This window comes from Desulfurivibrio modestus (genome assembly GCF_044068625.1).
Classification (GTDB): domain Bacteria; phylum Desulfobacterota; class Desulfobulbia; order Desulfobulbales; family Desulfurivibrionaceae; genus Desulfurivibrio.
The window spans coordinates 80,832-105,287 of record NZ_JBIPKH010000008.1 but is presented as its reverse complement, the minus strand read 5'-3'; the positions used below and the strand labels follow the sequence as shown (position 1 = coordinate 105,287).

General features: G+C 61.5%; 25 protein-coding genes and 1 tRNA gene. 18 read left to right on the top strand and 8 right to left on the bottom strand.

The genetic code is table 11. The features are described from left to right. Positions 1–2 precede the first annotated feature (2 nt). From ACHHRT_RS07100 to ACHHRT_RS07090, 3 genes are all read left to right on the top strand, one after another. A complete protein-coding gene (locus tag ACHHRT_RS07100) occupies positions 3–296 on the top strand; it encodes an integration host factor subunit alpha (RefSeq protein WP_395499057.1) in 294 nt (97 codons plus the stop codon). An 8-nt stretch (positions 297–304) separates the two neighbouring features. Beyond that, positions 305–745 (top strand): MerR family transcriptional regulator, encoded by a 441-nt coding sequence (locus ACHHRT_RS07095; RefSeq protein WP_395499056.1) that lies wholly within the window; start codon positions 305–307, stop codon positions 743–745. Between the two features lie 51 nt (positions 746–796). Further along, a tRNA-Pro gene (locus ACHHRT_RS07090) sits at positions 797–873 on the top strand. A 60-nt stretch (positions 874–933) separates the two neighbouring features. On the opposite strand, the gene ACHHRT_RS07085 is transcribed toward ACHHRT_RS07090, so the two are convergent. Beyond that, positions 934–3,639 (bottom strand): ATP-binding protein, encoded by a 2,706-nt coding sequence (locus ACHHRT_RS07085; RefSeq protein WP_395499055.1) that lies wholly within the window; start codon positions 3,637–3,639, stop codon positions 934–936. 273 nt (positions 3,640–3,912) lie between these two features. Here ACHHRT_RS07085 and ACHHRT_RS07080 point away from each other — a divergent pair, with 273 nt between their 5' ends. Further along, positions 3,913–4,542 carry a phosphoesterase gene (locus ACHHRT_RS07080; protein WP_395499054.1) on the top strand — a complete coding sequence of 210 codons (630 nt, stop codon included), beginning with the start codon at positions 3,913–3,915 and terminating at the stop codon, positions 4,540–4,542. A 23-nt stretch (positions 4,543–4,565) separates the two neighbouring features. Here the strand turns inward: ACHHRT_RS07080 and rhlB are convergent, their stop codons facing one another. Continuing rightward, positions 4,566–6,158 (bottom strand): ATP-dependent RNA helicase RhlB, encoded by a 1,593-nt coding sequence (gene rhlB, locus ACHHRT_RS07075; protein ID WP_395499053.1) that lies wholly within the window; start codon positions 6,156–6,158, stop codon positions 4,566–4,568. A gap of 184 nt (positions 6,159–6,342) precedes the next feature. Here rhlB and speA point away from each other — a divergent pair, with 184 nt between their 5' ends. Next, entirely contained in the window at positions 6,343–8,271 is a 1,929-nt protein-coding gene (gene speA / locus ACHHRT_RS07070; protein WP_395499052.1) for a biosynthetic arginine decarboxylase, read from the top strand. A gap of 19 nt (positions 8,272–8,290) precedes the next feature. On the opposite strand, the gene ACHHRT_RS07065 is transcribed toward speA, so the two are convergent. Beyond that, positions 8,291–8,710: a M41 family metallopeptidase gene (locus ACHHRT_RS07065; RefSeq protein WP_395499051.1), complete on the bottom strand. Its 420-nt coding sequence runs from the start codon at positions 8,708–8,710 to the stop codon at positions 8,291–8,293. 160 nt (positions 8,711–8,870) lie between these two features. Between ACHHRT_RS07065 and ACHHRT_RS07060 the strand changes: the two genes are divergently transcribed. Then, positions 8,871–9,485, top strand: coding sequence for a nitrite reductase (locus ACHHRT_RS07060; RefSeq protein WP_395499050.1), 615 nt, complete (start codon positions 8,871–8,873; stop codon positions 9,483–9,485). Positions 9,486–9,493: 8 nt separating this feature from the next. Here ACHHRT_RS07060 and ACHHRT_RS07055 read toward each other — a convergent pair whose 3' ends face one another. Further along, on the bottom strand, positions 9,494–10,297 hold the full coding sequence (locus ACHHRT_RS07055) for a flagellin (protein ID WP_395499049.1): 804 nt from the start codon (positions 10,295–10,297) through the stop codon (positions 9,494–9,496). Between the two features lie 236 nt (positions 10,298–10,533). Between ACHHRT_RS07055 and ACHHRT_RS07050 the strand changes: the two genes are divergently transcribed. After that, a complete protein-coding gene (locus ACHHRT_RS07050) occupies positions 10,534–12,261 on the top strand; it encodes a Na/Pi cotransporter family protein (RefSeq protein WP_395499048.1) in 1,728 nt (575 codons plus the stop codon). A 23-nt stretch (positions 12,262–12,284) separates the two neighbouring features. On the opposite strand, the gene cmoB is transcribed toward ACHHRT_RS07050, so the two are convergent. The 4 genes from cmoB to ACHHRT_RS07030 all read right to left on the bottom strand — a co-directional run bounded on the left by cmoB (position 12,285) and on the right by ACHHRT_RS07030 (position 15,721). Then, positions 12,285–13,259, bottom strand: coding sequence for a tRNA 5-methoxyuridine(34)/uridine 5-oxyacetic acid(34) synthase CmoB (cmoB, locus tag ACHHRT_RS07045; RefSeq protein WP_395499047.1), 975 nt, complete (start codon positions 13,257–13,259; stop codon positions 12,285–12,287). Then, on the bottom strand, positions 13,259–13,990 hold the full coding sequence (gene cmoA / locus ACHHRT_RS07040; protein ID WP_395499046.1) for a carboxy-S-adenosyl-L-methionine synthase CmoA: 732 nt from the start codon (positions 13,988–13,990) through the stop codon (positions 13,259–13,261). The genes cmoB and cmoA overlap by 1 nt, the downstream gene beginning before the upstream one ends. Continuing rightward, positions 13,987–14,460, bottom strand: a complete 474-nt coding sequence (locus ACHHRT_RS07035) for a YhbY family RNA-binding protein (RefSeq protein ID WP_395499045.1) — start codon at positions 14,458–14,460, stop codon at positions 13,987–13,989. The genes cmoA and ACHHRT_RS07035 overlap by 4 nt, the downstream gene beginning before the upstream one ends. A gap of 64 nt (positions 14,461–14,524) precedes the next feature. Then, entirely contained in the window at positions 14,525–15,721 is a 1,197-nt protein-coding gene (locus ACHHRT_RS07030; protein WP_395499044.1) for a TraB/GumN family protein, read from the bottom strand. A gap of 242 nt (positions 15,722–15,963) precedes the next feature. Between ACHHRT_RS07030 and ACHHRT_RS07025 the strand changes: the two genes are divergently transcribed. From ACHHRT_RS07025 to ACHHRT_RS06975, 11 genes are all read left to right on the top strand, one after another. Further along, the gene (locus ACHHRT_RS07025; protein WP_395499043.1) at positions 15,964–16,773 is read left to right on the top strand and encodes a sensor histidine kinase; all 810 of its coding nucleotides are present in this window, start codon (positions 15,964–15,966) and stop codon (positions 16,771–16,773) included. 24 nt (positions 16,774–16,797) lie between these two features. Then, on the top strand, positions 16,798–17,676 hold the full coding sequence (rsmI, locus tag ACHHRT_RS07020) for a 16S rRNA (cytidine(1402)-2'-O)-methyltransferase (RefSeq protein ID WP_395499042.1): 879 nt from the start codon (positions 16,798–16,800) through the stop codon (positions 17,674–17,676). 86 nt (positions 17,677–17,762) lie between these two features. After that, positions 17,763–18,410, top strand: a complete 648-nt coding sequence (locus ACHHRT_RS07015) for an RlmE family RNA methyltransferase (RefSeq protein WP_395499041.1) — start codon at positions 17,763–17,765, stop codon at positions 18,408–18,410. Further along, positions 18,411–19,160 carry a YebC/PmpR family DNA-binding transcriptional regulator gene (locus tag ACHHRT_RS07010; protein ID WP_395499040.1) on the top strand — a complete coding sequence of 250 codons (750 nt, stop codon included), beginning with the start codon at positions 18,411–18,413 and terminating at the stop codon, positions 19,158–19,160. Next, the gene (ruvC, locus tag ACHHRT_RS07005) at positions 19,157–19,639 is read left to right on the top strand and encodes a crossover junction endodeoxyribonuclease RuvC (RefSeq protein ID WP_395499066.1); all 483 of its coding nucleotides are present in this window, start codon (positions 19,157–19,159) and stop codon (positions 19,637–19,639) included. The genes ACHHRT_RS07010 and ruvC overlap by 4 nt, the downstream gene beginning before the upstream one ends. 28 nt (positions 19,640–19,667) lie before the next feature. Further along, on the top strand, positions 19,668–20,303 hold the full coding sequence (gene ruvA / locus ACHHRT_RS07000; protein ID WP_395499039.1) for a Holliday junction branch migration protein RuvA: 636 nt from the start codon (positions 19,668–19,670) through the stop codon (positions 20,301–20,303). Next, positions 20,300–21,379, top strand: a complete 1,080-nt coding sequence (gene ruvB / locus ACHHRT_RS06995) for a Holliday junction branch migration DNA helicase RuvB (protein ID WP_395499038.1) — start codon at positions 20,300–20,302, stop codon at positions 21,377–21,379. The genes ruvA and ruvB overlap by 4 nt, the downstream gene beginning before the upstream one ends. A gap of 4 nt (positions 21,380–21,383) precedes the next feature. Then, a complete protein-coding gene (gene panB, locus ACHHRT_RS06990; protein WP_395499037.1) occupies positions 21,384–22,226 on the top strand; it encodes a 3-methyl-2-oxobutanoate hydroxymethyltransferase in 843 nt (280 codons plus the stop codon). A gap of 78 nt (positions 22,227–22,304) precedes the next feature. After that, the gene (locus ACHHRT_RS06985) at positions 22,305–23,069 is read left to right on the top strand and encodes a motility protein A (RefSeq protein WP_395499036.1); all 765 of its coding nucleotides are present in this window, start codon (positions 22,305–22,307) and stop codon (positions 23,067–23,069) included. Between the two features lie 8 nt (positions 23,070–23,077). Beyond that, on the top strand, positions 23,078–23,836 hold the full coding sequence (locus ACHHRT_RS06980; RefSeq protein ID WP_395499035.1) for an OmpA/MotB family protein: 759 nt from the start codon (positions 23,078–23,080) through the stop codon (positions 23,834–23,836). Positions 23,837–23,860: 24 nt separating this feature from the next. Then, a complete protein-coding gene (locus ACHHRT_RS06975) occupies positions 23,861–24,454 on the top strand; it encodes a PilZ domain-containing protein (protein WP_395499034.1) in 594 nt (197 codons plus the stop codon). Positions 24,455–24,456: the final 2 nt, after the last annotated feature.

Genomic DNA, 24,456 nt, shown 5'->3' with positions numbered 1-24,456 from the left:
TGATGAATCGAGCAAACCTGACCCGCAAGGATTTGGCCAAGGCAATAAACGAACAGATGGGATTTTCCCAACGCAGCGCCGCCGATCTGGTGGATATAGTCTTTGATCGTCTTAAGACGACCCTGCTGGCGGAAGAGCCGATCAAGCTGGTCCAGTTCGGAACTTTTAACGTGCGCCGCAAGTCGCCCCGTCAAGGGCGTAACCCCCGCACCGGCGACCCGATGGAGATCACCAAGCGCAGCATGATCTCTTTCCGGCCCAGCAAGATCGTGCGGGAGCGGATCAACCGCAAGTAAGTGGCGACGTGGATCAGGCAACGCCGATTCCGGACAAGCTCTATTTTAAAATAGGCGAAGTATGCGAAATAACCGGGGTTAAGCAGCATGTCCTGCGCTACTGGGAATCGGAATTCCGCATTCTCAGCCCCCAGCGGGCCAACTCCCGTCAACGCCTTTATCGGCGGGGAGATGTGGAAAATATCCTGCGGATCAAACGGCTCCTCAAGGAGGAGGGGTTTACGATCAGCGGGGCCAAGAAGCTGCTGGCCCGTGAACGGCGGGGGGGAGCCGCCTCACCAGCCCTTCCGACAGCAGCCGGCACAGGGCCGGCAAAGGAGGAGCGGCCCGGCCCGCCGTCGGCTGCGGCTCCGGAGCCTGCGGCTGGTGGGGAGAAGACCGGTGTCACCTCACTCTTTGGCGGGATCAAGCAGGAGTTACTCGATTTACAGAAGATCCTTGAGCGATAGCCACTTCTTGCTTGACAGCCAAGGGTAAAAAAGGTTAAAGATCACGTTTTGCGGGATGTAGCGCAGCCTGGTAGCGCACTTGAATGGGGTTCAAGGGGCCGGAGGTTCAAATCCTCTCATCCCGACCAGAAAGAACAAGGGTTTACGGTTCATTCCGTAAGCCCTTTTTTTGTGCCCACGGGGTGGGTTCAGTTGCCCGGGTTCAACCTGTTTTGTTGATCCAGAACATGGCGCACGAGTCGGGCGATTTCGCCGGCGGTAAAAGGCTTCTGGATAAAGGGCAGGCCGGCAAAATCCATAGTCTTCTGCTCCAGGGCGGCCTGGTTGTAGCCCGACATGAACAGCACCTTGAGGCCTGGGCGCCGGGCCGCCAACCGCCGGTAGAGCTCCATGCCGTTGCCGCCGGGCATGACCATGTCGGTTAGCAGCAAATCGATCGCCGGCCGGGCCTCCAGCTGAAGTTCCGCCTCGGCCGGATCCCGGGCGGTCAAAACCGTGTAGCCCAGATTTTCCAGGGTGCGGCCGATCATGCTGGCCAGTATCTCCTCATCTTCCGCCACCATAATGGTTTCTTGACCCCGGGGAAGATCCGGCTCCCGGGTGATTTGCGCTGGCATATCCGGCGTCCCGGTTACGGGCAGGAAAATTTTGAACTCGGTGCCCTGGCCGACTTCACTGTAAACCCAGATGCTGCCCTGGTGCTGTTGGATGATTCCATAGACGGTGGCCAGGCCCAGCCCGGTACCCTGGCCCACCCCCTTGGTGGTGAAGAAGGGCTCGAAGATATGTTCCCGCACCTCCCGATCCATGCCGATGCCGGTGTCGGAGATGGCCAGTATCACATGGGGCCCAGGCTTCATCCCCGGGTGGCGTTCGGCCTGTGCGGCGTCAATCTCGACATTGGCAGTTTCAATGGTCAGGGTTCCGCCGGTGGGCATGGCATCGCGGGCATTGACCACCAGGTTGAGGATAACCTGGTCCATCTGCATCGGATCGGCCTTTACGGGGGCAAGATTAGGGCCGGGGTTGAATTTGATCTCGATATCCTCGCCGATCAGGCGACCGGAGGATTTCATGAGATTCGCCGTGAGCTCATTGAGGTCCAGCGGACGCATCTCCACGGTCTGCTGGCGACTGAAGGCCAGAAGTTGCCGGGTAAGGGCGGCACCCCGCCGGCCCAGTTCAACGATCTGACCGATATCTTTTGCCACCGCTGAGTCGGCGGCGGCCTCCCGCAGAATCAGTTCGCCGTAGCCCAGGACTCCGGTGAGGATATTGTTGAAATCATGGGCTACCCCCGCGGCCAGGGTGCCGATGGCCTCCATCTTTCTGGTCTGCTGGAGTTTGGTCGCGAATTTTTTCTGTTCGGTGATATCCCTGGCCACGTGGACCAACCTCCGGCAGGAGCCGTCCCCATCGCTGATCGGCCAGGCGGAGGCCAGCAGGGTTTTGTCCAGTTGGCAGTGCTCGATCTCCGTGGTGCGCTTCCGGCAGTCGCCGATGGTTGCCACCACCGGGCAGTCGGGACAGGGCTCGCTGGCGTCACGATAAAGTTGGTGACACTGCCGGCCGACAAGTTCGGCGGCCGGCAGGCCCAAAAAGTCGCCAGCGGCCCGATTGGCACGGATAATACGTAAGTTAAGGTCCAGGATGATAACGCTATCCTCCATGGCGTCGAAGGTTCGCTCCCACTCCTCCTTGGCGTCGCGCAGCTCCTCCTCGATCTCCTGTCGCTGCTCGATCTCCCTTTGCAGGGCCTGGTTTGTTTCGTTGATCGATCTGGTCCGGTTGGCCACCTGGCGCTCCAGATCCTCCTTCAGTTGCCGCAGTTCCCCCTCTGCCCGCTGTCGGGTCTCAATTTCGCTGAGCAGGGACCTGTGCCGGTCGGTGAGTCTGTTCTGGGTGCGGCCCAGAATCAGAAACAGCAGAAGGAAAACCCCGCCGGCGGTGACCCCGGTGGCGCTGAGAAAAAGCAGCCGTAAGCGACTGAGCGAGGTCACCAGTGCGGACGCGTCGTCCAGGAAAAAGAGCTCGGCGATCTCCTGTCCCTCCTGGTCTCTAAGCGGCACCTGGCCACCCTGCACGGTCCAGCCTTGAATGGTTGTGGTAAAGGTACCCCCAAGATGTATTTGGTGGGGCTGGTCGATGAAGGCGGTGAGGGCCGGAGGTGTCTCGTTTGTGGTGCTGGTGAGGATCACCTCCCGACTGAAACGCTCCCACTCGTCTTCATCGGCCGCGCCAGGTCTTTGCCGCCACCGCTCTCGGTCGAGGTTTTCCTTGGCGGTAAGCAGCCAGATATCGCTGCCCACCGTCCGGTGGATGGTGGCGGTCAGTCCATGGAGATCTCGGCTGAAATCAAGAAAACCGGCAAGTTGGTCATCGAGATAGAGGGGATGGACCAGGCGGAGGAAGATGATCCCGGAGCGGTCAAGCTCCAGGCCGTGGGCCGGGGTGCCCGTGGCTACGGCCCGGGCCAGGATTGAGCCGGCGGGGTAGTCGCCGTGCCCGCGGGGGTGCTGCAGCTGCAGGAAAAGCGTCTGGTCCGCCTGGCGCAGGGAGAAGTTTATAAACTGGTAGCGTGCCTTGAAATCGTTGAAGGAGGGGGAGATCCGGTCCAGCAGATCCTCCCGATCTCCCGCCCGCCAGGCCTGCAGGAAAAGCGGGCAGGTGGTCAGGGTGTTCAGTTGGGCTTCAAGCAGGCTGACATTCTGGGCCAGCAGGGTTGGCAGCAGGGTTTGAATCGCCTGTTGGCGCTGCTCCGCTTCTCTGGCCACATGGAGACGGTGGATATGGTGAAAGGTGAAGATTGTTACCATGGCGCTGAACAGCAGGGTGAGACCCAGCAGCAGCATAATGGGGCCTCTGATACGACTTTTGTGGTCTAGGTGATCCATGGGGCTCCCTTATCTTACCAGAAGGAATTTCAGGGCAAGTGGTTAATCATTAAACAGGAGGGCCTGGCTTATTGTCAATGGTTAAAAAAAGACAAAAAAACAGCCTGAAGAAGAGTTGAAGCGTAGTTTTTGTCGCAGTTGTTAAGCCCGGGCCGGTTTTCCGCCCGGATGCAGGAGTTAATTGATATCCTGGCGCAAACAGAGGTATCATGCCCAGGTGTTGAGGGAAATGGCGAATTAGGGCAGAGAGGTAAGCACGGAGGATAGCTGTCGATGAAGATGGAGGAGGAGGTTTTTTGTCTGGGGCGCGGGGATCTGGAACAGCTTTTTGGGGGTGTTTTGCCCCAGGGGGCGTTTAGTGGTCCCGATCCCCAGCGGGTGCTGGCTTTGCCGCAAGCTTTTATTCGGCGGGGGGAGGCCGAGGAGAATCCGGCCTTCAAACAGCTGATTCCCTACCAGCTTTTCTCTTTCCAGGAGCGTTTTTTTGTTTATCGCCGGGGGGGAGGCGTGGGGGAGGGGCGCTTGGCGGGCCGTTTATCCGTGGGAATTGGCGGTCATATCAATCGTGAGGATGCCGGCGGCGGCGATCACTTGACCGCCACGGCCTATCAGGCGGCGCTGATGCGGGAGCGGGTTGAGGAGCTGGTCAACGCCGAAGGGGTGGCTGGCCATTTCGTCGGCTGGATCAACGACGATACCTCGGCGGTGGGGCGGGTGCACCTGGGGGCGGTTCATCTGGGAGTCATGGCCGGCGTCGAAGCCTGCCGGGCCCTGGCGATCAGGGGAGACGGCGAGGATATTCACCCCCTGGGCTGGTGGTCGGTGGCCGAGATCCTGGCCCAGGGGGAGAGCTTTGAGCAATGGGCGCTGCTGGCGGTGGAATTGGCCGCCCGCAGGGAGTGATCGCGGCCGGGCGATCCTCGCCGCTAGCGGCGGCGGGGGGAGCGACTCGTCGGGCGCCGGGTTGCCGGGCGCCCGCCCCCACCGGACCGGCCGCCCCCCCTTGCCTGGCCGCCACTGCTTTTTTCCAGCGGCGGGGCCTTGTGGATCGGCGGGGGCAGGGGCGCGAGCAGTTCGTCATCGGGGTAGACGCAGGAGAGTTTACGTCCCATGTACTCCTCAATGGCCGGCAGATAGAACGACTCCTCCTCGTCGGCAAAACTCACCGAGATGCCGCTGGCCCCGGCCCGGCCGGTGCGGCCGATGCGATGCACGTAATCCTCGGCATCCTCGGGCAGATTGTAGTTGATCACGTGGCTGATCCCTTCGATGTGCAACCCCCGGCCGGCCACGTCGGTGGCCACCAGCACCCGGATCTTGCCCTCTTTGAAGTTCTCCAGGGTCTTCATCCGCTGGGGTTGGCTGACCTCCCCCGAAAGCATGGCGCAGGAGATCCCGTGGCGATAGAGTCTGTCCCGCACCCGCCGGGTAACGTCCCGCCGGTTGCAAAAGACGATCACCCGCTCCAGATTTTTGCCGGTGACCAGGTTGTAGAGCACGGTCATCTTCTCCTTGGCGGTGACCATGTAAACCAGCTGTTCGATGTTGTCCGAGGCCACCTGTTCCGGTTCGATCTCCACCGTGATCGGGTCCCTGGTCCACTGGGCGGCCAGGCTGCTGATCTGGGGAGTCAGGGTGGCGGAGAAGAGCAGGGTCTGACGTTTGCTCTTGTCCGGGGTTTGCTGGATGATCCGGCGGACATCGGGGATGAAGCCCATATCCAGCAGGCGGTCGGCTTCATCGATGACCACCACTTCCACCTGATTGAGGAAAACCACCTTCTGGCGGGCGAAGTCCAGCAGCCGTCCCGGGGTGGCGATCAGGATATCCACCGGTGATTGGGCAAAAACCTGGCGTTGCTTTTCATAGTCGGTGCCGCCGAAGACCGCCACGCAGTTGAGGTTGGTGAAACGCAGCAGCTCCAGGGCGTCCTGGTGGATCTGAATCGCCAGTTCCCGGGTGGGAGCCAGGACCAGGGCCCGGGGTTGGGCCAGGTTTTTCGCTTGATCTTCCGGGTCCCGGAGCAGGCGGGTGATGATGTTGATCAGGAAGGCCGCGCTCTTGCCGGTGCCGGTCTGGGCCTTGCCGAAGGCGTCGTGGCCGGCCAGGGTCGGCGGCAGGATCTGGGCCTGAATCGGGGTGCTGTACTGGAATCCCAGGGCATGGATGGCCCGCATCAGTTCCGGGGCCAGGTCCAGATCGTGAAAGCGGGTTTTCCCCTCGGTCGGTGGCACCTGGAAATCATCCGGACTCCAGGCGGGTGATTCCGCGGCTACCCCGGCCGGGTCCGTCCCCTCCAGCCCCTGGGTTAAGGCCAGGTCGGGGTCGGCGCTTTTCCGCGGTCGCCGCCGGCGCCGGCGTTTGGGTTTGGCGGTTGTCTCCTCCCCAATCGTCGGTGAATCCGGACGAGGAGCGGCGGCCAGGGTGGCGGGACTTTCGGAGGGAGTTGCGGTGGTGGCGGGAGTCTCTTTATCTCCCCGCAGGTGACGGCGAATACGGGTAATGAATTGGCGTATCAAAATGTCCTCACGGTACTGTTAAATTAAAACGGTCTGTCGTTCATAGTTGGCGGCGCCACTTTAGACGATTTTACCATAAAAAAGAAGAAGAGAAGTCGAACCCGGGGGGCAAGCGGCAAAGAACTGTTGAATTTTCGGTGGAATTCTGTATCCTGCCGTTTTCATTTTAGGGTGAGAATAGAATATGATTGCGGAAAAACAGGAAGATACAGAGTGGACCATCGAGCAGGCCCGTGATCTTTACGGGATCAACCGCTGGGGGTTGCGCTACTTCGATATCGATGCCGCCGGCCAGGTCACGGTGGCCCCGCTCAAGGAGCAGGGGGCCAGCATCGCCATTGTCGATGTGGTTCGGGAGGCCCAGGAGCAGGGACTCCATTTTCCCATGCTGATCCGTTTCCATGATCTGCTCCGCAACCGGGTTGAGCGGATCAACCGGGCCTTTTCCGAAGCGATTGCCGAGGCCGGCTATAAAAACCGCTACAGTGGGGTTTATCCCATCAAGGTCAACCAGCTGCGCGAAGTGGTGGAGGAGATTCTGGACGCCGGTCAGGCCTTCCATCATGGCCTGGAGGTGGGCTCTAAACCCGAGCTGCACGCGGCCCTGGCCCTGCACGAGGATCAGGAGAGCCTGATTGTCTGCAACGGTTACAAGGATCGAGACTATATCCGGATGGCCCTTTTAGGCCGCAAGCTGGGCAAGAAGGTGATCCTGGTGGTGGAGAAGGTGGAGGAGGTTAGCCAGATCATCTCCGCGGTGAAGAAGATGAAGGTGACTCCCCTGATCGGATTCCGGGTCCGGCTGATGAGCGGCGGCAAGGGCAAGTGGGAGAAGAGCGGGGGGGAGAACGCCAAGTTCGGCCTTTCCACCATGGATATCCTGCGGGCCTCCCGCCTGCTCAAGGAAGCCGGCATGGAGGATTGCCTGAAGCTGATCCATTTCCATATCGGCTCCCAGGTGCCCGATATCCTGACCATCAAGAAGGCGGTGCGGGAAGGGGCGATGTTTTATGCCAAGCTGAGCAAGATGGGGCACGCCCTGGAGTATATCGACGTGGGTGGCGGCCTGGGGGTGGACTACGATGGCAGCCGCACCACCTTTCACTCCTCGATCAACTACTCGCTCAACGAGTATGCCCGGGATGTGATCTACAACATCATGGATGTCTGCGATGCCGAGGGGGTCGGTCACCCGGTGGTGATCAGCGAATCGGGCCGGGCTCTGGTGGCGCATCATTCGTTGCTGGTGGTCCAGACCTTCGGCAACATCAAGAAGGCCCAGGTGGAGGAGGAGCCGGTGGCCCCCACCGTTAAGCACAAGCTGGTGGATGACGCCTGGGACGCCTATCAGAACATCAGCGAGAACAACCCGCTGGAGGCTTACCACGACGCCCAGCAGTACAAGCTGGAGGCCCAGACCCGCTTTGAGCTGGGTTTGCTGGACCTGGAGGTCAAGGCCGAGGTGGAGCGGATCTTCTGGCTGGTGGGGGTCAAGGTGCTGGAGTTTTTCCAGGGGGCGGAGTATGTCCCCGACGAGATCGTCGAGTTGGAGAGCAAGTACAGTGATCAATATCTGTGCAACTTCAGCGTCTTCCAGTCGCTGCTCGACCACTGGGGCTTTGGTCAGCTTTTTCCGATCATGCCCCTGCATCGGCTCAATGAGCAGCCCCGGCGGCGGGGAACGCTGGCCGACATCACCTGTGATTCCGATGGGGTGGTCTCCAAGTTCATCAATCTTTTCGAGGAGGGAGTGGATACCCTGCCCCTCCATGAACTCAACGACCAGCCCTACTATCTGGGGATTTTTCTCACCGGGGCCTATCAGGATATCATGGGGGATCTCCACAACCTGTTTGGCCGGGTCAATGAAGCCCATGTCTTCCTGGATGAGGATGAGGATGAGGGGTACTACATTGAAGAAACCATCCCCGGCACCACCATGGAGAAGGTGCTGGCTCTGGTTCAGTACGGGGAAAACGATCTGGCTCGCAAGATGAAGCGCCAGTTCGACCGGGCGATCAAGGAGGATCGCCTGCGGCCCAACGAAGCGATGCGGTTGCTCAATGAATACACCAGGGGGCTGCGGGGCTATACCTACCTCAACCTGGATTAAAGCGGAGGGCAGCCGCGGTTCAGGCCGGCGGGCGCAGGGCACCCATGACTGAATCCACCGCCTGGTAGATCTCCAGGTCATCGCCGTAGATATCCTGGATCGTGTCGTGGTTGATCAGATCCTCGGCGATATACTGGGTGAGGTAGAGACTGATGAAGTTGGGGTCGGCGACCAGGCCCCTGAGCGGCGCGGTTTTGTACTGGATGTCGAAATCCTCCATCTCCGGCAGCTTGTGGAAGAGGTTGGTGAAAACCTCACGAATCGCTTCGGCCGAGGTGGTTTCGATGATGTGCTTGTCCAGCAGGCGCTGGACCAGTTTGGTCGCCAGTTCGGGAGCGCTGCGATATAGGCTTTGCAACATGTTTTGCCGTTCCCGCTCCCGCTTGCGGTCGATGGCTCCGGCGGTTTTGTCGTTGTATGGTCTGGTCTGACTGCCCATTTCGGTTCCCGTGTGCTGTGCCGTGCGGCTTGACGGTTACTTGGTGCCTTAACTTTCCAGCATAGATACTGGAAAAAAAAGGAAAGAGAAAGGGAAAAAGAGCAATTTTTCCGATTTTTCCCACACCTTAATAAAAAAATATTTTCCCATGAGGTTGTTGATGGATAACGAAAAAAAACGCCTGACCATCCTGTTGCCGGCCGGCCGGTTGCCCCTGCCGGTGATGGCCAAGGCCCTGGAGCTGGCCCAGCGCCATGGCCTGGAGGTTTATCTTTCCACCGCCCAGAATCTGCGTCTGATGGGGCTTGACGATGGGCAGCTGGAGCAGGCCAAGGCGGAGCTGGCTCCCCTGGGGGTGGATTTCAAGGGTCCGGGTAAATTCCCCATTCCCCGGGTCTGCATCGGCAGCCGGGACTGTTCCGCCGGGGTTCAGGACCCGGAGGATCTTTCCCGACGGTTGTTGGCCCATTTTCAGGGGCGCGGCCCCTTTAAGCCCAAGGTCAAGATCGCCATCTCCGGTTGCCCCTTCTGCTGTTCCGGGGTTAAGACCACCGATATCGGGGTGATGGGGAGCAAGCAGGGGTTTGATATCTACGTGGGCGGCAAGGGTGGGCCCAACCCGGTGGTTGGGCGACGGATCGTCCGCGGGGCCGACGCGGATCAGGTGCTCAGTACCATTGAAGCGCTGATCGCCTACCATGACCGCAAAACCCCCAAAAAACAGCGGCTGGCCCGGTTGCTGGCCGAACCGGATTTCCCCTTCCCGGAAGTTTAGGGCCCGGGTCAGCGCCCGCCCTGGAGCAGGTCAAGGGCGCTGGCCTTGTTGAGGTTCATCCCCTGGGCCAGGGCAAACATCTGGGTTTGGCGCAGAATCTTGAGCTGGGAGAAGATCATCGCCTCCTCGGCCAGGTCGACATCGGCCACCTGGGATTGGGCCGCCCAGGTGTTGATGGCGGTGGTGGAGAGCCCGGCCAGTTCCGAGACCAGCTGATTCTGGCGGGCGCCGAACTCGCCGCGCATGGTGTTGAGCCGGCCGCTGGCGGCATCGATGGCCCCGAGCGCCGCCTCCACTCCTTCCTGGCCGGTGACGTCGATCCCGCCGGGCAGCAGGCCCGCCGGCGCCACTTCGTCTCCTTCCTCCCCGCTTGCCACCACGATATTGACGCTCTCCGGCAGCACCCGCTGGCCATTGAAGGTGGTGGTGTCGGCAATCCGGTTATAAACCTCAACCAACTGATTGATTTCGGTCTGGATCGCCCGGCGGGATTCCATCGACTGGCCGGCCCCGCCGGCCTGAATCACCTTTTCCCGGATAGCCATCAGGATCTCCCCCCCCTGTTGCAGGGCCTGGTCGGCGGTCTGGGCCACGGCAATGGCCTCGGTGGTGTTGCGAATAGCCTGGCCGGCCCCCCGGGCCTGGCTCTCCAGCAGGTTGGCGATCTGCATACCGGCGGCGTCATCGGCCGCCTGGTTGATCCGCTTGCCCGAGGAGAGTTTGGCCAGGCTGGCGGTCAGATTCTGCTGGGTTTGGCGCATATTGCCCAGGGTGAACATGCTGCCGATATCGGAATTGATGCGCAGGTTCATGGCCGCCTCCCCGGCCGTTCGGGCCGTGACTGGTAAGCAATTGTTCGATCTTGCAGTCTTAATGGACTACACCCCCACTCTAAGGCGGGGGGGAAAACGGCGTCAAGGAAAAACCGTTTTCAGTTGACCTTTGCTTGAGTCTTATAGTAAAAGCGGGCACAATATTAGAGTTTGTTTAGCTTTTGGTTAAGGGGTGGGGCCGGCAAGGGCCTGCGTTCCGACCCAAGCGAGGTTACATGAGTTACAATTTTTTTGATTTTCTGCAGTTGATCGGTTCCCTGGGGATCTTTATCTACGGGATGAAGGTTTTCAGTGACGGGCTGCAGAAGGTGGCCGGCGGTAAGCTGCGAGCGATTCTCAAGGGGATGACCCGCAACCGGCTAACCGGCATCGTCACCGGTTTCGGCACCACCGCCATCACCCAGTCCTCCTCCACCACCACGGTGATGGTGGTGGGCTTTGTCAATGCCGGACTGCTGACCTTTGTCGAATCAACGGGAGTGATCATGGGGGCCAATATCGGCACCACGGTCACCGCCTGGATGGTTGCCCTCTTCGGTTTCAAGTTCCAGATCACCCCGATTGCCGTCGCGATGATCGGGATCTTTTTCCCCTTTCTTTTCGTCAGCAACCAGAAACTGCGCCACCTGGCCGAAGCGATGATCGGCTTCGGTATCCTCTTCATCGGGCTTGATTTCATCAAGGGCTCGGTGCCCAGTATCCAGGACAATCCCGAGATGTTCGCCTTCCTGGATAGTTTCACCGATTTCGGTTTCGCCTCCACCCTGCTTTTTGTCCTGGTGGGTACCGTTCTGACCCTGCTGACCCAGTCCTCCTCGGCCGCCACCGCCATCACCCTGGTCATGCTCTCCCAGGGCTGGATCACCTTTCCCATTGCCGCCGCCATGGTCCTGGGCGAAAATATCGGGACCACGGTGACCGCCAATATCGCCGCTCTGATCGGTAACACCCAGGCCAAACGGGCGGCCCGTTTTCACTTCATGTTCAATGTGTTCGGGGTCTGCTGGATGCTGCTGGTCATGACCCCGTTTCTGTTGGGGATTGACTGGGTGATGCAGTCGCTCTCCGCTGCCGGCACCTCGGTCCTCACCGATGACCCCGCGGCCCGGACCAACGCCACCCTGGCCCTCTCCCTGTTTCATACCTCCTTCAACGTCTTAAACGTGATCCTGCTTTTCGGCTTTGTTCCCCTGATGGTCCGGCTGGTGGAGAAAATTCAGCCGGAGCGGGGCGGGGAGCGGGAAGGTTACCACCTTCGTTATATTCACTCGGGCCTGATGTCGTCGGCGGAACTCTCCCTGGAGCAGGCTCAGAAGGAGATTCAGCATTTCGCCGCAATCATCGTCAAGATGCATTACGCCTTCACCGGCCTGCTGTTCAAGGATCCCCAGAAGCAGAAGAAGTTTCTGGAAAAGATTCAGGAGCGGGAGCAGGCCACCGACCGGATGGAGCTGGAGATTGCCGAATATCTGGTCCAGATTCTGGAAAACGCCAACCTGAGCCTGGCTTCCATCAATCAGATCCGCTACATGCAGAACATGATCCATGATCTGGAGCGGCTGGGGGATATCTATTACGAAATGTCGAGGACCTACGAGCGGATTATTGAGGACAAACTCAAGGTGCCCGAAGACGTGATGGATGAGTTGCAGGAGATGCTCCATACCGTCCACAACGCCCTGGTCTTCATGACTCAAAACCTCAAGGGCACCACCGCCGTGGTGGACTTGAAAAAGGCGGTGGAGCTGGAGGAGCGGATTAACAACCTGCGGGACTGTCTGCGCAGCCGCCATTACGGCCGCCTGGAGCAGGGGGTCTATTCGCCCCGGATCGGGGTGATGTACCTTGATCTGCTCAACCGCCTGGAGAAGATCGGCGATCATATCATCAACGTCAATGAGGCCCTGGCCGGCCGCAAGATGAAGGCGGTGGCCAAACTGTAAGCGGCCTCGGCGCCGGCCTGCGGTCAGGAAGCCTTGACGATGACCCGCAGGGGGGCGGGATAGCCCTCGATGGTCCGAGCGGGATTGCGGGAATCAATGAAGTCGGCGTAGGACTCGAAGGTCATCCAGGGGGTCCGGCGTTGTTCGGTGGGATCCATGGGTTGGCTGCTGACCAGTTCGACCTGCTTGAATCCCGCCCGTTGCAGCCAGTTGATCAGGCAGGCGGTGGTGGGGACGAAATAGACCCCCGGCGCCTTGGCGTAGGTGGCGGCGGGGCAGAGGGCCACCGGATCATCCCCGGGAATAGCCAGGGACTCCAGGAGCAGGGTGCCGCCGGGTTTCAGGGCGGCGAACACCTCCCGCAGGGCGGTCAGCGGCGAAGGGCGATGATAGATCACCCCCATCAGAAAAATTACGTCGAAGGAGTGGGGGTAGAGGGTGATCTGCTCCACCCCCAGGGGTTCGATCTCCAACTCCCGGCAACCGGCCAGATGTTGGAGGGCCTTGAAGCAGTAGAGGTGTTGCAGCATCGGTTCGAAGCCGACCACCAGGGCGGGCCGGTGGGGTAGCATTCTGAACATGTAGTAGCCGTTGTTGCAGCCGATATCGGCCACCACCCGACCGGCCAACTCCGGCAGGGCCGGTAGCAGCCGCTGCCATTTGCGATGGCTTTGCCATTCGGCGTCGATTTCGATTCCGAACAGGGAGAAAGGGCCCTTGCGCCAGGGCATAAAGGCCCGCAGGGCCTGGTGCAACCGTTGGCGTTGTTCTTCGTTGATCTCTTCGGGTCGGCCCATCAGCACGCTGTCGCCGCTGAAATCGCAATAGGAGGCCGCCGGCAGGGCGCAAATGGCCTGCCAGGGTTCCCGAAATCGGAGAAAACCTTTCTTGGGCAGCAACTGCCGCCGGTCGTGCTCCTCCCGCAGGCGGCGGATCGTCGCCCCATCGGCCTTGGGCAGCCGTTCCAGGTAGTCTCTCTCTCCGCCCGCCGCCTTCATCACTCCTCTTCCTTGAGCGCTATCCAGGAGGTGAAGTTGAACCACTGGAAAAAGCTTTCCACCCGTTTGAAACCGGCCTGCCGCAGGAGCTGGCGGTTTTCTTCGGGGGAGAAGGGGATCAGCACGTTTTCCAGGGCCTCCCGCTTCTTGCTGATCTCGATCTCCGAGTAGCCCCGGGCCCGTTTGAAATCGAAGTGAAAATCGATGAAGTGGCGGTTGAGCTCCGGATCGTGGGAGATGATTTTTTCACTCAGGATCAGGACGCCGCCGGGGCGCAGGTGCCGGTGCAGGCGGCCCATGAACTCGGCCCGTTGCAGGGGGCGGAGAAACTGCATGGTGTAGTTGAGCAGGATGCCCCCCGCCGGCTGGCAGGGGAAGGTGATGATATCCGCCTCGATAAACTCCACCTGCCCCTTCAGGGAGTAGTTCTCCGCCTTGCGGCCGGCCTTGGCGATCATGGCCGGGGAGTTGTCGAGGCCGATCAGGGTCAGTTCGGGGGTTTTGAGGCGGCGGGCCAGATGGAGCAGGGTGTTGCCGGTGGAACAGCCCAGGTCATAAAGCCGGTCGCCGGGGCGCAGCAGCCGGTCCAGGAGCAGGGCGCTCATCTCGATCACCTGCTGGTAATTGGGGACCGAGCGGACCAGCATGTCGTCGAACACCTCGGCAACCCTTTCGCTGAAGCGGAAATCGCCGATGCCGGCCGCCTCCTGGAAAAGCCGATCCCTGCTCATCTCTTGCCGGAGGAGCGACCCTGGGGGCGTCGGGCCGCCCCCTTTACAGCCGTACCCCTGGAGGGGCGACCAATTTTGGGGGTTGCCGGTTTGGCTCTCTGCTGCCGGGCGGGGCCGCCCTGCGATTTGGCGCAACGCCCTAAACGGCAGGCCGCCCCGGTGGTTGGGGCCGGTTTCGCCTGCTCCGGAGGCTTGGGGCGATAAAGCAGAATGATATGGCCGATGATCTGGACGATTTTCGCCTTGCTTCCCGCCGCCAGCTTCTCCGCCGCCGTCGCCATCTCCAGGGGGCAACCCTCCTGAACCTTGACCTTGACCAGCTCATGGACGGCCAGCACCGCCGCCAGGGCCTCCAGCACCGCCGGGGTTACCCCTTCCCGACCGACCATGGCCGTGGGTTTGAGATGGTGTCCCTGGCCGCGCAGTTCCAGGGCCTGTTTGCCGCTCAGATAATATTTTTCCTGTTTCATCGCTTAAAGATCCCGTGGTGGAAGATGGTGCCCGCCGGATTATTCCGGGGCGAGCTGCAAAAAATCAGAAGATATTGGAGATAATTTCGTAGCCGCCGATCCAGGTGCCGATCATGCTGCCCAAAGCCGGCAGAATAAACGCCAGGAAGACCCGCAGCAAGCGGTTTCGCCACCAGCCCCCCAGGCTGTTCATATCTTCGAGTACCCGTTCAAATTCGGTAACCAGCGGCGGGCGGAGCATCGCCTGGAGAAAGGCGGTGACGTAACCGGCTCCGATCACCGGGGTCAGGCTGGTCACCGGGGCGGCGACAAAGGCGCCGACAATGGTCAGGGGGTGGGCCAGGGCCAGGGTCGCCCCCAGGGAAGCGGGGATGCCGTTGGCCAGAATCCAGTAGAGCAGGTTCTGGCCGGCCACCGCCATCCCTTTGCTGACGGCAATGTAGCCCAGAGAGCCCAGAATCAGCACCGGGACCGCCCAAGCCAGGATCTTCCAGGCCGGGGAGACCGGGGGGATGGTGCTGATCTCCGGCAGGCGGTGGCGCTGTTCTCGGCCCAGAGCTTTTTTGATGCCGGCCACATGGCCGGCCCCCACCACCGCCACCAGCTTGTCGCCGGGGGTTTCCTTGATCTTTTCGGCCAGGAAGGTGTCCCGTTCGTCGATCAATACCTCCTTGAGCTCGGGAAGCTCACGGCCAAGCTGAGCCAGCAGCTCGGAAAGCAGGTCGGAATCGCGCAACTCCCGCAGGCTCTCCTCGCTGATTTCACTGCGATCGAACATGCCGGCCAGCAGCGCGCCCAGTAGCATGATCTTGCGATACCAGGGGGTGGCCCGCCAGGCCCGGCGCATGGTGACGCGGACATCCCGGTCGCAGAGGGTCACCGGAATCGCCAGCTGTTGGGCGGTTTCCGCCGCCGCGATCAGTTCGCTGCCCGGCTGGACCCCCAGCTTGTCCCCCAGCCGCTTTTGATAGGAGGCCAGCAGCAGATTGATCAGCAGGGTGGCGAGTTGACGCCGGCGCAGAATCTCCCGGAGGTCGAGGAGCTCCCAGCTCTTGCGGTTGGCCAGGGAGTCGTACCGTTTTTGATCCAGCTCGACACAGACTCCGTCGGGTAGTTCAGCGGCGATTACCTGCCGTACCAGTTGCACCGATTCGCGGGAAACATGGGCGGTGCCCAGGAGGATGATCTCGCGGTCGACCAGTTGGATGCGGTGGATGTCAGCGGATTCGGGGGGTTGGGGGGCAGCGGTAACCGTTTGCACTGGGTTCCTGGTAAATATGGTTGAGGCGGCGGGATAAGCTGGGCGAGATGAACCGGTCAATCGTTTCGCTCCTTATAACGGAAAACACCTGGTTATTCAACGCTTTTCCGATTTGGGGGCCAAGCCCGTCCTTGTCAATGGCGATAATTGCGGGTATGCTTTCCGTGCTGGTTCAGCCCGATGAATCGGGGTGGGGATTGGCCCCGCATCGCTGCATTGCTTGCACTAAATGGGGTGCCACCATGTCCGCAAACTTATCGCCGGTCGGTTCGCCGGAGGTTGCCCGCTGGGAAAACGCCTATCTGGAGCAACTGGCCACCGCCGCCGTGGGCCGTCTTTTCCGGGGGGTGATTCACAACCTCAACGGGGTGCTGCAGGTTAGTTCGCTCCACGGTGATATGTCCGCCATGGTGCTGCACCGAGCCGCCGAGCTGGTGGGGCAGCTGGCAACCGCCTCCACCGACCGGGCCGCTGCCCTGCGGGCGGAACTGGAAGCGCTGGTGGTCGGCCAACGCGATTCGGTGGATAAGCTGCAGGAAAAGACCCGGCAGGGAACCCAGATATTGCGGCGGGTACTGGAGCTGCCCCCCCTCTCTCCCGGTTCGGCTCCGCCCTGGACGCTCAACGAGGTTCTGGCGTGTGAGGTGGAGTTCCTCTCTGCCGACCCCTTCTTTAAACACAAGGTAGTGAAAGAGCTGGAGCCGGCCGCCCAGCTCCCACCCCTGGGTGGCGATTTACTGAAGATTCACCAGATCGTCTATCTGCTGCTGGATAACGCCCTGGCCGCGGTGCGTGACCAGGTGGAGGCCAGGATCGAGGCCCGTATCTCCCGGAATGCCGCCGGTCTGGAACTGTTGCTGGGGGACAATGGCCCCGGGATCGCTCCCGCCCACCGGGAACGGATATTTGAACCTTTTTTCACCACCCGCCCCGAGGCGATGGGCTTGGGGCTGTACCTGGCCCGTAAACTGGCCCGGCTGGAGGGGGGCGAGTTGACCTGCCTGGAGGCAGAAAGCGGCGCGCTTTTCCGGCTGCTGCTGCCGACCGCTTAACCGCCGGGCAATCGGAGAAAACTTGTGGTAAGAGCAGAAAGGAGAGAGGCCAGGGCCGGGACGCTTTACATCGTCGCCACCCCCATCGGCAACCTGGAGGATATTACCCTGCGGGCCCTGCGGGTGCTTGCCGAAGTGGATCTGATTGCCGCCGAGGATACCCGCCATACCCGCAAGCTGCTCAACCATTTCGAGATTACCACCCCCTGCCGCAGCTATTATCGGGAGCGGGAGGCGCAGCGGTCGGAAGAGCTTCTGGCCCGGCTGACGGCGGGGGAATCGGTGGCCCTGGTTTCCGACGCCGGCACCCCCGGGATTGCCGATCCCGGGGCAATGCTGGTCAGCCGGGCCCGGGAGGCCGGTTTTACGGTGGTGCCGATTCCCGGCCCTTCGGCGCTGACCACTTTGCTCAGTGTGGCCGGCCAGACGGAGCCAGCCCATCTCTTCCTCGGCTTCCTGCCGGCCAAAGCCGCCGAACGTCGGCGCCTGCTGCAAGATCTCCGTCCCGAACCCCGCCCCCTGATCTTCTATGAATCCCCCCGCCGCCTGCTGTCGAGTCTGGCCGATTGCCTGGCGGTGCTGGGTCGGCGCCGGGTTCTGGTGGGCCGGGAGCTGACCAAGATTCATGAAGAGTTCCGGGCCGGGGAGCTGGAGGCCATCCTGGCCGAATTTAAAGCCCGCCCCACCCTCAAAGGCGAGTTTGTGGTGCTGCTGGCCGGTCCTGATCAGAGCGAGCCCCGGCCCTCTGCCGGGCCGGGTGAGCCGGGGGATAATATCGAGGAGCTGGCGGCCTGGTATCGCGATCAGGGTGGGCTCTCTCTCAAGGACGCCGCCCGGCGGATCGCCCTCGATCTCGACCGGCCCCGTTCCGAAATCTATCGGCTGCTCCTGGAGTGCTGGTAGTCCTCCAAGTCTGCTTTTTTCTTGTCAATTTTAGCCGAAAACGATAGATTATGTCCTTTTGACCATAACCGGACGCGGCGGCGCAGATGAAGCAGGTTCAGGATCACTATTTTCACCAGGCCAAGAAGGCGGGCTATCCGGCCCGTTCCGTCTACAAGCTGGTGGAAGCCCAGCAGAAGTTCGGATTGCTCCGCCCCGGTAACCGGGTGCTGGATCTGGGCTGCCAGCCCGGCAGCTGGAGTATGTATGCCGCCGAGCAGGTCGGGGCCCGGGGTCTGGTGGTGGGGGTTGACCTCAATCCCGGGCCGATCCGGCCCAGAAAAGGCGCCCCCTTCCATTTCATTCTGGGTGATATTACCAAGGAGACGGTGCTGGCCCGGGTCAAGGCGATCTCTCCTTCCTATACCGTGTTGCTCAGCGATATGGCTCCCCGCACCACCGGCAATCGCTGGACCGATCAGCAGCAATCCCTCAACCTGGCCCGGGAGGTGCTGCGGCTGGCCGGGGAGCTGCTGGAGCCGGGTGGGCGCTGGTACTGCAAGGTGTTCGAGGGGGAGGATTTCAAGGAGCTGGTCGACTCCTTGCGCCCCTGGTTTGCCAGGGTCAAAATTTTCAAACCGAAAAGCTCCCGGTCGGAAAGCCGGGAGGTCTTTGTGCTGGGTTTCGATTTTCGGCCGGCGGCGGCCGGAGCAAGCAATACAATAACAACCAGGGAAGAGGAAGGGGAGCAATAGATGGCGGGACATTCCAAGTGGGCCAATATCAAGCGGCGGAAAGGGGCGGTGGATGCCAAGCGGGGCAAGATCTTCACCCGGATCATCAAAGAGATCATCGTGGCGGCTCGGCTGGGCGGCGGTGATCCCGGCGGCAACCCCCGGCTGCGAACCGCCATCGCCGCGGCCAAGGCCGAGAATATGCCCAAGGATAATATCGATCGGGCCATCAAGAAGGGGACCGGTGAGCTGGAAGGGGTGACCTATGAGGAGATCACCTACGAAGGTTATGGTCCCGGCGGGGTGGCGGTGCTGGTGGAGAGCATGACCGACAACCGGGTGCGGACCGTGGCCGAGGTGCGCCACGCCTTCAGCAAGCATGGCGGCAACATGGGCGAGGCCAACTGTGTCTCCTGGATGTTCAATAAGAAGGGGCAGATGGTGGTCGACAAGGGCGCCATCGATGAGGACGCGCTGATGGATCTGGCCCTGGAGGCCGGGGCCGAGGATGTTGTCAGCGAGGACGACTCCTTTCAGGTGCTCTGCGCCCCGGAGGATTATGAGCAGGTGAGCGAGGCCCTGCGGGGTAAGGGGGTGGTTTTTGTCGAGGCCGGGGTCACCATGATCCCCCAGAACGTGGTGGAGGTTACTGACGCCAAAACCGCCGCCCAGCTGATGAAGATGCTGGAAGTTCTGGAAGACAACGACGATGTCCAGCAGGTGCATGCCAACTTCGACATCTCCGATGAGGTGATGGAGGCGATCTCCTGAGCCGGGTCAGCCGGATTTTAGGGGTTGATCCCGGCAGCCGGATCACCGGTTACGGGGTGATCGAGCAGGAGGGCAACCGCTTACGCTTGGTGGCGGCCGGGGTGATTCGGGCCGATCGGCACCGGGAGCTGCCGGCCCGGCTCCTGGCGATCCACCGGGGCTTGACCGAGGTGATCGCCCTCCACCGGCCCGATCGGGCGGCGGTGGAGGATCTGTTCACCGCGGTCAATCCCCGTTCGGCCCTGAAACTGGGGCATGCCCGGGGGGTGATTATTCTGGCCGCCATGGAGCATGGCCTGCCGGTGGCCGAGTACAGCCCGCGGGTGGTCAAGCAGGCGGTGGCCGGTTACGGCCAGGCCTCCAAGGAGCAGGTCCAGCAGATGGTGCGGGCCTTGCTCAAGCTGGCCGCCAGCCCCTCCCAGGACGCCGCCGATGCCCTGGCGGTGGCCATCTGTTGCGCCAATCACAACCCTTTCTGATCCCGGTTTTTTCGGGTATGGTATGGCCATGATCGCATCTTTGCAGGGACAATTGGCGCACCGGGGCACCGACAGCCTTATCGTCGAGGTGGGCGGGGTGGGCTATGAGGTTTTTTTCCCCGGCGGCCGTCACGAAAGGCTGCCCGTTCTGGGTGAGACCGTTTTCCTTTATATCCAGACCGTGGTCCGCGAGGACTCCTTCAGCCTTTACGGCTTTCTTGATCCGGCCGAAAAACGGTTTTTTCTGTTGCTGCTGGGGGTCTCCGGAGTGGGGCCGCGCCTGGCGATGAATATTTTGGCCGGGGCGGCGCCTGATCTGCTCAGCCGGGCCATCGCCACCGACGATATCGCCACCCTGAAAAAATTGCCGGGGGTGGGTAAAAAGACCGCTGAACGGCTCTGCCTGGAGTTGAAGGATAAGGTTGACTTCTTCCCGGCTGTTGACTCGCGGGCCACCTGGGCCAGCCGCGCCGCCGAGGGGGCGACGGCGGAGTTTGCCGAACCCTCTTTCCAGGACGCCCTCTCCGCCCTGCTCAACCTCGGATATCTGCCGGTCCGGGCCCGGGCCGCCCTGGCCGAGGTGCGGCGACAGCTGGGGGAGGAGAAGGCGGCCACCGTGGCCCTTGATGAACTGCTGCGCCTTACCCTGAGGTCCCTGGCATGAACCTGGAAGAGCGTCTGGTCAATCCGGTCGTCGGCCCGGAAGATTTCCCCGATGCCGATCTGCGGCCCAAACTCTTGAGCCAGTATGTCGGTCAGGAGCAGCTCAAGGAGAACCTGGCCATCGCCATTGCCGCCGCCAAGGGGCGCAATGAGGCCCTGGATCATACCCTGTTTCATGGTTTTCCCGGCCTGGGCAAAACCACCCTGGCCTATGTGATCGCCAACGAGATGGGGGCGGCCATCCGGGTTACCTCCGGGCCGGTGATCGAGCGGGCCGGCGACCTGGCCGCCATCCTCACCAGCCTCCAGGAGGGGGATGTTCTCTTCATCGACGAGATTCACCGGTTGAACCATGTGGTGGAGGAGATCCTCTATCCGGCCATGGAGGATTATGAGCTGGATCTGGTGATCGGCCAGGGGCCGGGCGCCCGCAGCGTCAAGATGTCGCTGCCCCGTTTCACCCTGGTGGGGGCCACCACCAGGACCGGCCTGTTGACTCCCCCGTTGCGGGACCGGTTCGGCCTGGCCCTGCGGCTCGATTTTTACCGCCCCGAGGAGCTGGTCTTGATCGTCAAGCGTTCGGCCGGACTGCTGGGGGTCCCCATGGATGAGAGCGGGGCTCTCGAGATCGGCCGCCGCTCCCGGGGCACCCCCCGGATCGCCAACCGGCTGCTGCGGCGGCTGCGGGATTTTGCCGAGGTCAAGGCCCAGGGGCGTATCACCGCCCAGGTGGCCGACCAGGCCCTATCGATGCTGGGGGTGGATCAGCTCGGTTTTGACGAGATGGATCGCCGGATCCTGCTGGCCCTGATCGACCGGTTCCAGGGCGGGCCCATCGGCCTGGAGACCTTGGCCACCATGGTCTGCGAGGAGAAGAACACCCTGGAGGATGTCTATGAACCCTTCCTGATCCAGGCCGGGTTTCTGATCCGCACCCCCCGGGGGCGGATGGCCACCCGGGCCGCCTATGAGCATTTCGGCCGGGTGTTCAACTGTAAAAACGGCAACGGCCAGGAGCGGAGTCGGGGGCTCTTTGAGGAGGCCGGGCCGCTTAAACCTTTCCCCCAAGGAGAGTGACGGAATGGCTGTTGCCGTGAAGAGCGTTTGCGATCTGCTGGCCAAGAAGCAGCGGGGTGAGAAGATCACCATGCTCACCGCCCATGACGCCGCCTTCGCCACCCTGGTCGACCGGGCCGGGGTGGACCTGGTTCTGGTGGGCGATTCCCTGGGGATGGTGGCCTTGGGCTATGACTCCACGGTGCCGGTGACCATGGCGGAGATGATCCATCACGCCCGGGCGGTGCGGCGGGGGGTAAAAAACGCCTTGCTGATCGGGGATATGCCCTTTCTCTCCTACCAGGTTGATGAAAAAGCGGCGATTGCCAACGCCGGCCGCTTTTTGAAAGAGGCCGGTTGCGCGGCGGTCAAGGTGGAAGGGGGGGCGCGGATTGCCGCCACCGTGGCGGCGGTGGTGCGGGCCGGCATTCCGGTGATGGGGCATATCGGCTTGACTCCCCAGACCGCCGGCCAACTGGGAGGGTTCAAGGTTCAGGGGCGGGATGACGGTTCGGCGGAACGGTTGCTGCACGATGCCCAGGCCCTGGCCGAGGCCGGGGCCTTTGCCCTGGTGCTGGAGTGCGTGCCGGCCCTGCTGGCGCAAAGGATCAGCGCGGCGGTTGCGATTCCCACCATCGGGATCGGGGCCGGACCGTACTGTGACGGTCAGGTGCTGGTCACCCACGATCTGTTGGGCCTTTTTGATCGTTTTGTACCCCGGTTTGCCAAACAGTACGCCGCCCTGGCCGAACAGGCCGGCGCGGCGCTGGCCTCCTTCAGGGATGAGGTGGAGCGGGGAGTTTTTCCCGCCGCCGAGCACTCTTTCGGACCGTTGATTGAAGGAAAAACCAGGCCGGCCGATAAGTAAGCCGAGTGGGCGGGGCGGGCGGCCCGGGTCGCCGCCGGCCCTTCAGGCAAAGAAAAAGCGGAAAGGACGCGGCTATCTATGGATTTAGCAACCTTAATCGGGGTGGTTTTAGGCTCGGTCCTGCTGGTGGGGGCGATCCTGCTTGGGGACGCCCCCGGCATATTCGTCAACCCCCCGTCGGTCCTGATCGTGGTCGGCGGGACCCTGGCCACCGCCCTGATCCGTTTCAGTATTGCCGATGTGGTCAATTCGTTCAAGATCGCGATGAACGCCTTTACCGTGCGGCTGAACAACCCCCAGGAGGTAATCGCCGAGATTGTCAGCCTGGCCCACGTGGCCCGTAAAAATGGCTTGATTGTCCTGGAGCAGCAGCCGATCACCGACAAATTCCTCAAAAAATCGATCATGTACTGTGTCGATGGCCATGAGTCGGAGTTTATCGAGGAGGTTCTGCAGAAAGAGGTGGAACTGACCCTGGCCCGCCACCAGGTGGGGCAGCAGGTCTTCAACGGCATGGGGGCCTCGGCTCCGGCCTTCGGGATGATCGGCACCCTGGTGGGATTGGTGCAGATGCTTTCCAATATGAGTGATCCCGCCGCCATTGGCCCCGGGATGGCGGTGGCTCTGCTCACCACCCTCTATGGCGCGGTACTGGCCAACTTTCTCTTTATCCCCCTGGCCGACAAGCTGGTTCTGCGTAGCCAGGAGGAGGAGCGTAACCGTCAGTTGATCATCGAAGGGGTTCTGGGGATCCTCAAGGGGCTCAATCCCCGGGTGATGGAGGAGTTCCTGGAAACCTTCCTGCCCCCCAAGGATCGGAAAAACGCCATGGAGAAAAGGTAGGTCGGGGGATGGCAAAAAAGAGGATCAAAAAACAGCCGCCTCCTCCGCCCGGCGCCCCGCTGTGGATGACCACCTTTGCCGATATCGCCCTGCTGTTGCTCTGCTTTCTGGTGTTGATCCTCTCCTTCTCCACCCTGGATGAGCCCAGCTTCCTCAAGGTGACCGGCTCCATCCAGCGAGCCTTCGGGATACAGACCATCACCCCGGCCCACCATGTTCCCCGGGCCGAAAAGATCATCGCCACCGTGTTTGAAACGGTACCCTTCGATGTCAGAAAGCCGGTGCAGCAGCTGTTCCGGGAGTTGGAAGACGCGGGGCTGGTGACCATCGAGGATGGGGAGGCCGGGGAGGTGCTGGTAAGAATTCGCGATTCGGTGGCCTTTGATCTGGGTCGGGCCGAAATCAAGGGGGATTTTAAACGGTTGCTGGATCAACTGGGGCCGATTCTGGTGGAGTCCAGTGCCAGCATGATGGTGGGGGGGCATACCGACAACGTGCCCATCCGTCCGGGGGCGCCCTTTTCATCCAACTGGGAGTTGTCCTCGGCCCGGGCGGTGGGGGTGGTGGAATATCTCACTTCCCGGTATGATATCCCCCGGGATCGGATCTCGGCGGTGGCCTACGCCGATGGCCAGCCGGTGGCTGCCAACGATACCGCCGCGGGGAGGGCCGCCAACCGGCGGGTGGAGTTCAGGATTCGGCCTGGGGCCGATGTGCGGGCCTTTGAAGGGTTCAGGGAGTTACTGGAGCTGGAGGGGGACAGGTGACATATTACCCGGCGGGGGTGGACAATGAGTGAAGGGCGGAACAGGAGAGGGGCGGTGCGGGCCACCGATCGGGTTTTGCTGGCCTACAAGAAGGTGACCCCGGAAAAATTCACGGAGATTGCCGAGGACTATCAGCAGGGGATCTCCATCTATACCCAGGAGGGATTAGGGGATATTCAGCTCTATATCGGCGCCCATACCGCTCTGGAGAGGCTGCGGAACCGGGATCCGGACCTGGCGGATTTTCTCAAGCACCTGGACAACAAACTCAATATTCTGCTGAAAAGGGTCAAGGGTGAACGCAGCCTCTTTGATGCCCTGAAGCTGCAGAAGGTGAGTATCAGCGGGCGGGGGATCGCCTTCTTCTCCTTCGAGCAGTTCACCCCCGGGGATCTGGTCGAGATTCATCTGGCCCTGCTGCCCTCCTACAGCTATCTCTACTTTTTTGCCCGGGTCACCCAGTGCGAACAGGATGGTGAGCATCAGGGTCGAGCCATCTACCGGATCGGCTCGGAATTCGCCCTGGTGATGGAGGAGGACCGGGAAAAGCTGGTCCAGCACAATTTCAAACAACAGAGCATGGCCCTGCGCAGCCGGCGTCAGGCGGATGAAGATTAACC

What these genes read in the sequence shown, in the direction of transcription:
- ACHHRT_RS07100 (WP_395499057.1), top strand. Translation starts at nt 3, where the DNA reads ATGAATCGAGCAAACCTGACCCGCAAGGATTTGGCCAAGGCAATAAAC.
- ACHHRT_RS07085 (WP_395499055.1), bottom strand. Translation starts at nt 3,639, where the DNA reads ATGGATCACCTAGACCACAAAAGTCGTATCAGAGGCCCCATTATGCTG.
- ACHHRT_RS07080 (WP_395499054.1), top strand. Translation starts at nt 3,913, where the DNA reads ATGAAGATGGAGGAGGAGGTTTTTTGTCTGGGGCGCGGGGATCTGGAA.
- speA (WP_395499052.1), top strand. Translation starts at nt 6,343, where the DNA reads ATGATTGCGGAAAAACAGGAAGATACAGAGTGGACCATCGAGCAGGCC.
- ACHHRT_RS07065 (WP_395499051.1), bottom strand. Translation starts at nt 8,710, where the DNA reads ATGGGCAGTCAGACCAGACCATACAACGACAAAACCGCCGGAGCCATC.
- ACHHRT_RS07060 (WP_395499050.1), top strand. Translation starts at nt 8,871, where the DNA reads ATGGATAACGAAAAAAAACGCCTGACCATCCTGTTGCCGGCCGGCCGG.
- ACHHRT_RS07055 (WP_395499049.1), bottom strand. Translation starts at nt 10,297, where the DNA reads ATGAACCTGCGCATCAATTCCGATATCGGCAGCATGTTCACCCTGGGC.
- ACHHRT_RS07050 (WP_395499048.1), top strand. Translation starts at nt 10,534, where the DNA reads ATGAGTTACAATTTTTTTGATTTTCTGCAGTTGATCGGTTCCCTGGGG.
- cmoB (WP_395499047.1), bottom strand. Translation starts at nt 13,259, where the DNA reads ATGAAGGCGGCGGGCGGAGAGAGAGACTACCTGGAACGGCTGCCCAAG.
- cmoA (WP_395499046.1), bottom strand. Translation starts at nt 13,990, where the DNA reads ATGAGCAGGGATCGGCTTTTCCAGGAGGCGGCCGGCATCGGCGATTTC.
- ACHHRT_RS07035 (WP_395499045.1), bottom strand. Translation starts at nt 14,460, where the DNA reads ATGAAACAGGAAAAATATTATCTGAGCGGCAAACAGGCCCTGGAACTG.
- ACHHRT_RS07025 (WP_395499043.1), top strand. Translation starts at nt 15,964, where the DNA reads ATGTCCGCAAACTTATCGCCGGTCGGTTCGCCGGAGGTTGCCCGCTGG.
- ACHHRT_RS07015 (WP_395499041.1), top strand. Translation starts at nt 17,763, where the DNA reads ATGAAGCAGGTTCAGGATCACTATTTTCACCAGGCCAAGAAGGCGGGC.
- ACHHRT_RS07010 (WP_395499040.1), top strand. Translation starts at nt 18,411, where the DNA reads ATGGCGGGACATTCCAAGTGGGCCAATATCAAGCGGCGGAAAGGGGCG.
- ruvA (WP_395499039.1), top strand. Translation starts at nt 19,668, where the DNA reads ATGATCGCATCTTTGCAGGGACAATTGGCGCACCGGGGCACCGACAGC.
- ruvB (WP_395499038.1), top strand. Translation starts at nt 20,300, where the DNA reads ATGAACCTGGAAGAGCGTCTGGTCAATCCGGTCGTCGGCCCGGAAGAT.
- panB (WP_395499037.1), top strand. Translation starts at nt 21,384, where the DNA reads ATGGCTGTTGCCGTGAAGAGCGTTTGCGATCTGCTGGCCAAGAAGCAG.
- ACHHRT_RS06985 (WP_395499036.1), top strand. Translation starts at nt 22,305, where the DNA reads ATGGATTTAGCAACCTTAATCGGGGTGGTTTTAGGCTCGGTCCTGCTG.
- ACHHRT_RS06980 (WP_395499035.1), top strand. Translation starts at nt 23,078, where the DNA reads ATGGCAAAAAAGAGGATCAAAAAACAGCCGCCTCCTCCGCCCGGCGCC.
- ACHHRT_RS06975 (WP_395499034.1), top strand. Translation starts at nt 23,861, where the DNA reads ATGAGTGAAGGGCGGAACAGGAGAGGGGCGGTGCGGGCCACCGATCGG.